This is a genomic window from Deinococcus marmoris DSM 12784 (assembly GCF_000701405.1).
GTDB classification, from domain to species: Bacteria; Deinococcota; Deinococci; order Deinococcales; family Deinococcaceae; genus Deinococcus; species Deinococcus marmoris.
On sequence record NZ_JNIV01000052.1, the window covers coordinates 23,450 to 32,348 of the forward strand.

The 8,899-nt window shown below is 60.0% G+C and carries 6 protein-coding genes and 1 pseudogene; 3 read left to right on the forward strand and 4 right to left on the reverse strand.

Features of this window, described 5'->3' with window-relative positions:
* Positions 1–93 precede the first annotated feature (93 nt).
* Positions 94–2,703: a YhgE/Pip domain-containing protein gene (locus tag Q319_RS0113295; RefSeq protein WP_029482977.1), complete on the reverse strand. Its 2,610-nt coding sequence runs from the start codon at positions 2,701–2,703 to the stop codon at positions 94–96.
* Positions 2,704–2,810: 107 nt separating this feature from the next.
* Between Q319_RS0113295 and Q319_RS0113300 the strand changes: the two genes are divergently transcribed.
* Entirely contained in the window at positions 2,811–3,410 is a 600-nt protein-coding gene (locus Q319_RS0113300) for a TetR/AcrR family transcriptional regulator (RefSeq protein WP_034415048.1), read from the forward strand.
* 99 nt (positions 3,411–3,509) lie between these two features.
* Here Q319_RS0113300 and Q319_RS0113305 read toward each other — a convergent pair whose 3' ends face one another.
* Positions 3,510–4,889 carry a nucleobase:cation symporter-2 family protein gene (locus Q319_RS0113305; RefSeq protein WP_029482979.1) on the reverse strand — a complete coding sequence of 460 codons (1,380 nt, stop codon included), beginning with the start codon at positions 4,887–4,889 and terminating at the stop codon, positions 3,510–3,512.
* Between the two features lie 529 nt (positions 4,890–5,418).
* On the opposite strand from Q319_RS0113305, the gene Q319_RS0113310 reads away from it, so the two are divergent.
* Positions 5,419–6,915: a UDP-N-acetylmuramoyl-L-alanyl-D-glutamate--2,6-diaminopimelate ligase gene (locus tag Q319_RS0113310; protein WP_029482980.1), complete on the forward strand. Its 1,497-nt coding sequence runs from the start codon at positions 5,419–5,421 to the stop codon at positions 6,913–6,915.
* Positions 6,916–6,970: 55 nt separating this feature from the next.
* Complete coding sequence (locus Q319_RS0113315; RefSeq protein WP_029482981.1) at positions 6,971–7,345, forward strand: VOC family protein; 375 nt, start codon at positions 6,971–6,973, stop codon at positions 7,343–7,345.
* On the opposite strand, the gene Q319_RS27165 is transcribed toward Q319_RS0113315, so the two are convergent.
* Both Q319_RS27165 and Q319_RS27915 read right to left on the reverse strand, forming a co-directional pair.
* Entirely contained in the window at positions 7,320–8,105 is a 786-nt protein-coding gene (locus Q319_RS27165) for a hypothetical protein (protein ID WP_211252367.1), read from the reverse strand. The two genes, Q319_RS0113315 and Q319_RS27165, sit on opposite strands and share 26 nt — an antisense overlap.
* 443 nt (positions 8,106–8,548) lie before the next feature.
* A pseudogene (locus Q319_RS27915) lies at positions 8,549–8,899 on the reverse strand (IS701 family transposase); the annotation flags it as partial.

Sequence of the window (8,899 nt, forward strand, 5' to 3'; positions counted from 1 at the left end):
CAATTCCGCAACTCTTGCCTCCCTTTGAGGGGAGGTGCCCCGAAGGGGCGGAGGGGTTAAACCGTGGCAGCCTCCCTTTCACCCCCGATCAAATCATCCCCGCGCCATCTCCTCCTTCTCGTGATGCACTTCCTCCGACACCAGCGGCGAGGTGATCAGGGGTTTAAAGTCGTTGTCGGCCACCAGTTCCCAGCGGCGACGGCCCAGCAAGCCCACGCCGACGCTGAGGACGGCAATGCCCAGCAGAATCAGCATGAAGGTGGCGTAGCTGCCCTGAAACGCGCCGCTGAGGGCGTGCCGGAAGGCATTGACACTCTGCGTGACGGGCACGAAGTTATGGATGGCCCCGAAGAAGGACGGCGAGAGTTCCACCGGATAGCTACCCCCCGACGCCGCGAGCTGAAGCACCAGCAGCACCAGGGCGATCAGCCGCCCCGCCGCGCCGAACAGGAAGATCAGCGCCAGCACCAGCGTCAGGAAGGTCAGGCTGGAGGCCAGCGCCGTGGCGATCACCTGCGCCGGATGCAGGAATTCCACGCCCAGCGCATGCACACCCCAGACCACCAGCAGCGCCTGAACGCAGACCAGCGCGGCGGGGACGGCGGCCTTGCGCAGCATCCGCGCAAATTGCGAGGTGCCGCGTCCACTGCGGGGCAACTGGCTATACGGGAAAATAAAGGTGGTCAGTGTGACACCCACCCACAGGCTCAGGGCCATGAAATACGGCGCGAACCCGGCCCCGTTGTTCTTGACGGGCGCAAAGGTCTGGGTCACGGGCAGCACGCTGGCGCTGAGGCCCGCCGGATCGCCGCCGAGTTGTTCGGTGTCGGCGGGAATCTTGCTGTAAAGGGTGTTCAGCCCGTCGCGCAGTTTGACGGCCCCGGCATCCAGATCAGTCGCCCCGGTCTGAAGCTTGGTGGCCCCGCTGCTCAGCGTTTTCAAACCGTTGCTTAAGTCACCAGATTTCGCAGCCAGGGTTGAGGCTCCAGTTTTCAGGCTATCCAGATCGCTCTGCGCGGGCAGTTGCGTGGTGATCTGGCCCAGCGCATCCTTGATCTTCAGGTTGCCGTCAACGAGGGTATTCACGCCGTTTTGCAGTGAAGTTGCACCCGCACTCAGGTCAGCCGCCCCTTTCGCCACCTCACTGGATTTCTGGGCCAGTGTCACCGCCCCGCTCTGGAGTTGCGCTGTGCCTGCCGTAAGTTGCGCGGCCCCGGCGCTGAGTTGCTGCGCGCCTTTCACGGCGGTTGTGGAGGCAGCGGAAGCATCCTTCAGCCCCGTGACAAGAGATGCCGCGCCCGTCTGCACTTTTGCTGTGCCTGCCGCCAGATCAGTTGCCCCAGTGGCAAGTTGTCCGGCGCTGACAGCAGCTTTCTGCGCTCCGTCCGCCAGTTTGGGCAGGGCGCTACTCAGGCTGTTGCTGCCTGCCTGGACCCCCGTGGCCCCGCTGTTGATCTGCGCGACGCCGCCTTTAAGTTCATTGGGGAGGGCCTGATCTTTAACAGAATCATTCAACGCGCCAGCTCCGGCAGCAAGTTCGGTAGCCCCCTGATTCAGCTTGTTCGCCCCATCTGTGGCCTGCTGCAAGCCGCCCGACAGGTCTTTCAAGCCGCCCGCGAGCTGCTTGTTCCCGGCAGCCACTTTCCCGGCCCCGGTGTTGGCTGCTTTTGCCCCCGCCGAAAGCTGATTCGCGCCGTCCGAAAGCTGGCCCAATCCACTTTGAAGCTGGGGAAGTTTAGAAGCCAATTCCTTGCTGCCGCCCGCCAGTTGCGCCGCGCCCATATTTGCTTTTCTCGCGCCGTCAGACAGCGCAGAGGCTCCATCCGAAAGCTGATCCAGACCGCCCGACAACTTGGCCGCCCCACTCTGAAGCTGAGCCACGCCACCTTGTAACGGTGCGAGCTGGGCCTGACCGGGCGCTGCTGCCTCTAGCTGGCGCAGACCGCTGGAGAGCTGGGCGCTGCCGTCCATGAGTTGACCGACACCCGTGGACAGCGACTTGGCCCCGTCCGTCAGTTGTGCGCCACCATCTGCCGCTTTGTTAGCCCCGCTTGCCAGATCAGCCGCCCCACCCCTGAGCGCTTTCGTGCCGTCTTCCAGCGTGGCGGCACCATCACGCAGTTTTCCGGTGGCCGTGCGAATGTCATTAAACCCCTTCTGCACGTCTTTGAGCGAATCGCCCACCACTTTCCAGCGGTTTTCGCCCAGCGTGCGGTTCAGTTCCTCGCTTAGCGTCGTGGCAAAAGTGGAGGCCACGCGGCTGGTGAAGTAGCTGCCACCTTCAGAGACGTAGAACTTGAGCAGGCCGTGGCTGGAGCTGCTGCCCGTGACTGCTCTAGCGCTGAAATCGGCGGGCAGGGTCAGCGAGAAATAGGCGTCGCCGCGCCGCACGGCTTCCTGCGCCGCCGCCTCGCTGGGATAGCCCATGTAGTTGAATTTGGGATCGTCGCGCAAATCCCTGACGACTTCCGCGCCCAGCCGGACTTCCTCGCCCCGGTTCCGGGTTCCCGTGTCCAGATTGACCAGCGCCACGGGCAGGTTTTTCAGATTGCCGTAGGGGTCAATCGCGCTGCCCAGGTAAATGCCCGCGTACAGCAGTGGCACCACGGCGATGGCGGCGGCAGACAGCCACATCATGGGATGCCGCCACAGGCTGCGCTCGGCGGGGGTCAGGATTTTGAAGTCTTGGGTCAATCTGGACATGGAGGCTCCTTGAAGGGCAAAACGCGGCTCCCCGAATGACCCCACTATCCTCTCTTATTGACACTTCGTCAAGTGACAGAACGTCAATGAGATGTTAGACTCTCTTTATGACCACGCTTGATCCGCCCTCCCCCGCCCGCCGACTGAGTGCGGAAAACCGACGCGAGCAGATTCTGGAAGCTGCGTCGGCGTTGTTCATCGAAAAGGGGTTTGAAGCCGTGGGCATGAACGATATTGCCCGTGCACTCCAGACCTCGCGGCCCACGGTGTACGGCTATTTCACGTCCACGGAGGACATGCTGCGCGCCCTGCTGGCCGGGCGGCTGCCCGCCATGTGGGAACGGCTGCGGCCCCTGCTGCCCGCTTCCGGAGAGTTCCACGCCGGAACCTTCAGCGCCCTGTTTCTGGCCCTGCTGCACGAGCGCGAACTGCTGCTCCTGCTGCACAGCGGCGGCGGCCCGATCTTCCGTGAGCAGCGCGCCGACTTCCTGCGGCAGTTGCAGGAATGGACCACGCCCTACCGCCGGGCAGAGGCACGCCAGCCCCAGACCCTGCACCTGATCACGCTGTTGCTGGAGGCGGCGGCAGTGGAAGCGGTACGGGGGCAGCAGAGTGAGGCGGAGGTGCAGGCCAAGGGGAAGACACAGGCGCGAGTGCTGGGGCAGTTTATCGCGGGGGGCATGGCGGGCCTGTCGTCCGAAATTTAACTCTCCTGAACCCGGCATCACGCCTCTGCATCCTTCCAGCACACAACAAAAGCCCCCCACCATTCCTGGCGAGGGGGCTTTTGTTTTTTCTCTCTGGCTTCAGCCGTGGAAATCCCTGGCTTCCGGCGCGTGGCCCGTGGAGTCGGCCAGCGAGGACGGGTGCGGCGTGTTGTTGCCCACGATGTTGAACAAGATGTTCAGCAGGATGGCGGCGATGGCGGCGGAGGTGATGCCACTGTCCAGGACCAGGCTGACCTGCTCCGGGAGCTTCTCGTACAGGGTGGGCACGGTGGAGGGAATGACGCCCAGCGCCACGCTGACGGCCACGATGGTCAGGTTGCGGGTGTCGTTCATGTTGACCTTGGTCAGCGTCTGCACCCCGGCGGCGGCCACGGTGCCGAACAGCACCAGTCCAGCGCCGCCCAGCACGGGCAGGGGGATCGAGGACACCAGCGCGCTCAGCTTGGGGATGAAGCCCAGCAGCATCAGGATGATCCCGGCAACGGCCACCACGAAGCGGCTCTTGATGCCGGTGAAGCGCACCAGACCGACGTTCTGGGCAAAGGCCGTGAACGGAAAGACGTTGAAGACGCCGCCCAGCATGGTGGACAGACCGTCGGCGCGCAGGCCGTCGGCCACCATCTTGGCGTCCACGTCCTTGTCGACCACTTCACCGATGGCCAGGATGTCGGCGGTGGTCTCTACCATCACAACCAGCATCACCAGCAGCATGGACAGCACCGGAACGAAGGCGAAGGTGGGCGTGCCGAAGTGGAAGGGCGCGGTGAAGCCGAACCACGCGGCGATGCCGACGCCGGAGAAGTTTGCCAGCCCAAAGATGGCCGCCACGATGGTCCCGATGACCAGACCCAGCAGCACCGAGACCCGGCTCAGGAAGCCCTTGCCGAAGCGGGTGAGCAGCAGCACGATGATCATGGTCAGCAGCGCCAGGCCCAGGCTGGCCGGGTTGCCAAAAGATTCTGCGGCAGGATTACCGCCCCCGGCCCAGCGAATGGCGACGGGCATCAGCGACACACCGATCATCAGGATCACGGTTCCGGCCACCACAGGCGGGAAGAAGCGCAGCAGTTTGGAGAAGTACGGCGCGAGCAGCACGGTCAGGATGCCCCCGGCGATCACCGCCCCGTAGATGCCCGGCAGCCCGTAGGACTTGCCGATGGCGATCATGGTGGCCACGGCGGCAAAGGTGGTCCCCTGCACGATGGGCAACTTGGCCCCGAAGCCCTTGAAGCCGATGGTCTGGATCAGGGTGGCGACGCCGCACATGAAAAAGCTTGCGCCAATGATACGCACGAGGTCCGCAGGGGGCAGGCCCAGCGCGGTGGCCAGGATCAGCGGCACGGCCACGATGCCCGCGTACATGCTCAGAACGTGCTGAAGGCCGAAGGCGATCATGTTCTGAACGGGCAGAACTTCATCGACGGGATGGACGTTGTTGCGCGTGGGTGTGGTCGTCATGTTTCCTCCGGGCTGACCGTCTGGGCCAGGGCAGATTGCGTTGATGCGTCTAGAAGTGGTTCGCCACACACTGCGTCAGGCTTACCCCAGGCTTCCTACTGGTCCCCACCCCCTCTGGATCTTTTTACTTAGCTGTCTAATTTCCATAGAGTGTAAAAGCTTTTCAAAATACTGTCAAGGTTCAGTCAGGTTCAGCTCATGGTGGCAGAAAAGGCTTGCCAGACGACAGAAATCAGAAGGATGGCAAGTCGTTAAACCCGGTGTAGCAATGCGTTACTAGAACAGTTACAAGTCTAAAGGACAAATGCCATATTCACAAGAGATCGTCCAGCACGGCCTTCAGGGCAGCAGGCTGACCGTCTTTTTTGCCAGGGCTGCTGGCGGAAGTGCGGCAACGGCAATCTCCAGTCCTGCCGATCTCGCCGCACGAATGAGGCCCAAACGTCCGGCAGGCGAGGACAGGCCGGGGCCTATGCAGCGCCGCAGGCCGCCCGCTGCCCGGATCGCCCGCCCCTGCTACGCTCGGCACATGCGTCTGCAAGCTCTGGCCGCCGCCCTCCACCTTTCCGCCAACGATCTGCCGGACCCGCCCGTGCGCGGCGTGACCCACAACGCCGACTGGGCCGGGCCGGGGGACGTGTTCGTGGCGATTCGCGGGGCGCGTTTCGACGGCCACAGCTTTATAGAGAAGGTGCGGCAGGCCGGGGCAGTGGCGGTGCTGGGGGAAGGCTTACCAGACGGCATGACCTCTTCCCTGCCCTACTTGCGGGTGCCGGACGCGCGGGCGGCGCTGGCCGACGCGGCGGCGGCCATCGAGGGCCACCCCAGCCGGGAACTGCGCGTGGTGGGCGTCACCGGAACCGACGGCAAGACCACCACCGCGTGGCTGACCCGCCATCTGCTGCGGGCGGCGGACCTGCAAACGGGCCTGCTGAGTACGGTGGGCTATGAACTGCCGGACGGCCAGTTGCAGCACTTCCCGGCGCACTTCACCACCCCGGAGGCCCCACAGGTCCAGCGCACCCTGCGCGAGATGGTGGCGGTGGGCGCGGACGCCGTGGTTCTGGAAGCCAGCAGCCACGCGCTGGCGCTGGAGCGGGTGCGCGGCGTGGACTGGGACGTGGCGGTCTGGACCCACCTGAGCCGCGAACACCTGGATTTTCACGGCACGGTGGAGAACTACTTTGCCGAGAAACGCAAATTGGTGGAACGCGCCCGCTTCGCGGTCCTGAACGCGGACGATCCGTGGACGGCGCGGCTGACCGGTCTGGCCCCGCAGGAAACCACTTACAGCGCCGAGGGCCAGCAGGCCGACTGGACGGCGCACGACATCCAGGAAGGCGCGGGCGGGTTGAGCTGGCGCGTGACCTCTCCGCTGGGCGAATTTGGGGCGCAGTTGCCCATGATCGGGCGCTTCAATGTGGCGAATGCGCTGGCGGGCATGGCGGCGGCGGCGCAGTTGGGAGCGACGGCGGAGCAACTGGTGGCGGGGCTGGCCTCCTTCCGGGGGGTGCCGGGGCGCATGGAACTGCTGGCGGGCGATGGCCCTGCCCTTGAACACCCGGCCCCGCGCGTGATCGTGGATTTCGCGCACACGCCTCCCAGTCTGGAAAAGGCGCTGACCACGCTGCGGACCACCACGCCGGGGCGACTGTGGGTGCTGATCGGCTCGGCGGGGGGGCCGCGCGATCCGGGCAAGCGTGCGCCGCTGGGCGAGGTGGCTGCGCGGCTGGCCGATCACGCCGTCTTCACCGAGGAGGACTGCCGCGACACGCCGCTGGACGACATTCTGCGCGAGATGGAACGCGGGGCGCGGGAGGGTGGGCGCACGAACTTCACCACCATTCCAGACCGGGCGGGGGCGATTGCCTGGATCATCGGGAAGGCGCAGCCAGGGGACACCGTGCTGCTGGCGGGCAAGGGACCGGAAGACACGCTGGAACGCGCCCATGAGACGATTCCCTGGGATGAGGTGGCCGTGGCGCGGGCGGCCCTTTCGGCGTGGCAGATGCAGGCACGGCGGTAAGTGCTGGGGGCGGGGCTGCGTTCCCACTTCCGCCCCCACCCGCTATCCTTTCCCCATGTCCCCCACCTTTGATGCCTTTATCGGCTTCTACCCCACCGCCGATCTGGCCGCCACGCACGACTTCTATGTCGGCACGCTGGGGCTGACGCTGGTGCGGGACCAGGGGACGTGCCACATCTACGCGGTAGCAGGCGGCGGTTTCCTGGGCTTTTGCGAGCGCGGTAGCGTGGCCCTGCCGCCCAGTGTGGTCCTAACGCTGGTAATAGACGACGTGGATGGCGTCTACGAGCGGTTGATGGCGGCGGGCGTGACGGCAGAGACCGCGCCGAAGCACCACGCCGAGTACGGGATTTACCACTTCTACGCGCAGGGGCCGAATGGGGAGAGGGTGGAAGTTCAGCGGTTTAAAACTCCTCTTGTTCGTTCATAGAGTCTATTTTTACCTTAATTGCACTAATCACTTCTTGAACTCGCTGATTGCTGATTTCGAAGGGTCCAATTAATGGCTCATTATCGTCATAATCATTAAAAAGCGATGAAGATATATTTTTAATACCCTGAATACACTCATGCTTTCCAGCTAATGCAGATTCGTGACTCACAATAACGTCTCCAAGCAACACGTCGCCTGAATCATTTCCAACAGCGCTTCGGTCTTCTTCGGTAAATAGTCCTTTATATTTCCTGCCAATAAAATCTAATATCCAACGCGACGCTCTCTCTGCCATAAGGTAATGAGTACTATCCAGTGATGATTGTATCATCTGTTTTCTAATCCGAGGTATTCCGTTTCCAATCTCATTTTCAATATTTGATATATTTGATTCCACAAATTTGGTAAATCTTTCCTTATCTCTGTACTCATCATGAGAGATTCCAGCTTTTATATAAATTCTTTGGTATAATCCATCACATATTGATTTTGGTAGATCAGTTTGACTACATTTTTCCGAATAGACCAAATATTCATTCAGATAGGGCATGATTATTGCTTCTTCTATGACATGTGGCTTCATATCATAGGCTAGCTCAATAATATTTGCATAATAAAAAGATCTGCTACTATTAAACATTTTTTCAAAAGTAATTCTCTGATTCTCGGATATTACGAAAGCTGCATAAGATGCTGCAAAATAGTCTTGAAGAGATTTGTGTATCCACCTAATCTCAACATTTTCGTCACTAAACAATGGAACCGCTTGTAATATATCGTCTAAGAACGCTGAGGCTTTTACCTATACATATCCAAATTTATCAAGAGCATTGCCTATATTATGTATAATGTCTTCCCGCGAATATGAAGGCCCATTTTTTGCAGATTTAAATGCTATTGACCTAAGAATATTCTGAAATTCGTCTATATCTAAACCACATTTTTTATTTCTTTTGAAGCCCTCTTTCGTAAGGTCATGACCGTTATATAGAGCTTCGTATACTTGCTTATAGAATTGATATCTCTTCGCTGGCACTTCTTCTGAGTATCCAAAAGACCTAAATAATAGAGTCACCATCATAGGAACTTCAAGAATTTCATGAAAAGCTTCATCATGGATCTCGTCCAGCTCTTTGATTATTTTTTCTGCCAGGCCGTCCTTTGTGTCATATTTTCTAAGCAGTGACTTAACATCTGACCTTACGCGGCAGAGTTTTGAAAATTCTCGGATTGCTGCCTCAGCCTTTGTAATTCCTCGTATGAAGTTTTAAGAGCGGCGATATACATCTTTGTTCGCATCGCAAAGTGATTTTCCTTGCGGATGATTTTCAATTTTTCCAGCTTGATATGTCCGTAGAATGAACAGAGAATGTGTTTGATCTGACATGCAGGTGTACTGGCAGGCGACTTCCCAAGAGAGGCATTTTGCTTGAGTGATTTGTGAAATTCTTCTACGGGCCATCGTTTCTGATAGATCGCAAGGGTTTCATTTGCGGTCAGACTGCTGTCATCGCTGCATAAATACAGAATGCCACTTGAACCGTCTTCGTT

Excerpts from the sequence above, each read along its gene's own strand:
- Q319_RS0113295 (WP_029482977.1), bottom strand. The coding sequence starts at position 2,703 with ATGTCCAGATTGACCCAAGACTTCAAAATCCTGACCCCCGCCGAGCGC.
- Q319_RS0113300 (WP_034415048.1), top strand. The coding sequence starts at position 2,811 with ATGACCACGCTTGATCCGCCCTCCCCCGCCCGCCGACTGAGTGCGGAA.
- Q319_RS0113305 (WP_029482979.1), bottom strand. The coding sequence starts at position 4,889 with ATGACGACCACACCCACGCGCAACAACGTCCATCCCGTCGATGAAGTT.
- Q319_RS0113310 (WP_029482980.1), top strand. The coding sequence starts at position 5,419 with ATGCGTCTGCAAGCTCTGGCCGCCGCCCTCCACCTTTCCGCCAACGAT.
- Q319_RS0113315 (WP_029482981.1), top strand. The coding sequence starts at position 6,971 with ATGTCCCCCACCTTTGATGCCTTTATCGGCTTCTACCCCACCGCCGAT.